Source organism: [Clostridium] symbiosum ATCC 14940, assembly GCF_000466485.1.
Lineage (GTDB): Bacteria > Bacillota > Clostridia > Lachnospirales > Lachnospiraceae > Otoolea > Otoolea symbiosa.
On the sequence record NZ_KE992944.1, the window covers coordinates 1 to 2,507 of the forward strand.

Here is a 2,507-nt window from a genome sequence, read left to right on the forward strand (position 1 = left end):
GCCTTTTTCTGGTGGAGTAGGGAAGTGCCGCCTTGCCGCATTTCGGCGGTAGGTCTGCACCACCCTCTCCGGGAACCGTACTTACCCCTCTCGGAGTATACGGCTCTGTCATTGTTCGTTCAGTATTCACTCACTGGTTATGTATCTCATGGTGGCATTTTTCACACACCACAAGTGTTTTCCGGCGTTTGGCTAACATTGCGATTTCCCACTGTTTCCTGCCTTTTAGATTTTTCAGCTTGTTTACGTGGTGAATCTCGTAATGGTCACTTTCCGCCGTGCCGCACAGCTCACAAACTCTTGCTTTCAACCGCTTTTCAAGGGTAGTCACCGATTGACCGTAGATAACAGCCGCATTGCTGATAATGTCAGTCGGATTCTTCGCCTCTTTACAGTCGATATAATTCACAAAATACCGCCGCTTTGCACCCGCTTTTGTTTCATACGGGATACCCCAATCGCCTTTGCCGTCTTTGAACATGGCTATGACCTTTGAGATACTGCTTTTATGTTTTGACGCAAGAGTTTTTAAGCAACTATATTTCATGAGGTAGGCTAAATACTTCATTTTGTGGAAATTGCTTGCCATACCGTAGTAGTTGCAAAGCCCTCGTAGCTCATCATTGTAGGCGGTAACGATTTCTAAGTCTGTAAGCCGTAGCAGAGAATTACGATGTACAGGAAACAGTGTCCCGTCGATTTTCTGTATCGCTATTCCTTTTGAAAAGATGAATTTATGGATTTTGTCGTTAAGCGGCACAAGCAGTTCGGTATGATTATTCAGCGTCCGTTTTTTGGCATTGCCTGGGCCGCCACGCTTTATTTCTCCACTTCTCCGAACACGCACATCATAGCCTAAAAACCTTGCACATTCACTGCTGTGGGTAATGAGAGTTTTTTCTTCACTGAGTTCCATTTTCAACGTTTCGCTGATAAATTCGGCAAGTTTGCTCTTAATCCACTGGCAGTCCTCTTGGCTCCCTTTTACACCTATGATAAAATCGTCGGCGTACCGAACATATTTGATTTTCTTGTCAGTCTGCGAAGTACACGGGATTGACATAAGCCGCTTGCGTTTTGGTTTATATTCTGCAAGTAACCGTTCTTTCTCCGTGCCGTCTGCCTTTTTGATGTAATAGGAGAGCATTTTGATTTCGTTGTGAAGTTCTCGGTATTCAGGCGTTATCTTCTCTGTATTGGGTGCGTCAAACTCGGCTTTCAGCTTCATCACATACTTGTCCAGCTCATGCAGGTAGATGTTGGCGAGCAGTGGTGAGATAATGCCGCCTTGCGGCGTTCCACTGTATGTTTTATGGTACTGCCAATCCTCTAAATATCCTGCTTTCAGAAACTTGTAAATCAGCTTAATAATCCGTGCGTCCTTGATTTTATTGTTTACAAAACCTACAAGTGTGGCATGGTCGATAGTATCAAAGCAACCTTTAATGTCGCCCTCAACAAACCAACGTGTGCCGTTAAACTCCTTTTTCAGTGACGTTAGTGCAGTGTGACAACTTCTTTTTGGTCTGAACCCATGTGATGCATTCAGAAAAACAGGCTCATACACCGCTTCCAACACCATGCGTAGAGCTTCCTGTATCAGCTTATCCGTAAATGTGGGTATTCCCAACGGACGCTTCTTTTTGGGGTCGCTCTTTTTGGAGATGTAGATTCGTCTTACCGGCGTAGGCTGATAGGTATCGTCGGACAGTGATTTTATGATGTTTGCGATTTTTACTTCACTGAAACCATCAGCCGTATCATTGTTTGCACCTTTCGTTGCCGCTCCGTTGTTAGCGTACAAATGGTTATACGCCAGAAAGTAGAGGTCAGGACGCAACAGGTAGCGATACAGTTTTGTAAAGATTTCTTCTTTGTTTGCAAGTGAGTTTTTACTGATTCTTGCTAAAATTTCGGTTGTTGGTTGCATTTGAGGTTTTCCTCCCTAATCAACTTTTATTTTAGTACACAATAACTGCGTCCCTTCGCCATGTAGACGGCATTACCGTCCTCGGACTACTACGAACGCTCCGTACCCATGCAGGATTTTCAGGCTCCATAGCCATAGCCGATATACACCTCCTTGGTGGCACTCCTGTTTAGGGTATCCCCAGTTAGCACTGTGTGTAGGTAATTGCAGATTGTCGGTTTCGCTTTCGTTTCGTTACCATAGGTTCTCCTACAGATTGCATGAGATTGTCGATAACCGATTGATTGACGAACATAATCAATCGTTCTCATGCCGGAGGTTACAGGCACTTTCCTCCACCTGAAAATAACAGGAATTAGAAACTTGCGTTCAGTAAATCCAACTTAAACCTCATATCCGCTTAACATTGTGGTTCAGTCGCACCAAAATGCCTTTAGGTGACTTACCGCTTTCCTGCCGTGCTATGTTCCCGTGTCAGCTTTCGCCTTTCGGTTAGGCAGGCTGTTTCCCGTGTTATCTTACGGGGTAGTACCTTACGCTACTTCACACAATGCCCTATCTGGGCGCACTTCCTCCA

At 44.9% G+C, this 2,507-nt stretch carries 1 protein-coding gene; it reads right to left on the minus strand.

Annotation, left to right across the window (positions count from 1 at the left end):
* Nucleotides 1-130: 130 nt before the first annotated feature.
* Nucleotides 131-1,930: a reverse transcriptase domain-containing protein gene (locus CLOSYM_RS13550; RefSeq protein WP_021642534.1), complete on the minus strand. Its 1,800-nt coding sequence runs from the start codon at nt 1,928-1,930 to the stop codon at nt 131-133.
* Between the last annotated feature and the right edge of the window lie 577 nt (nt 1,931-2,507).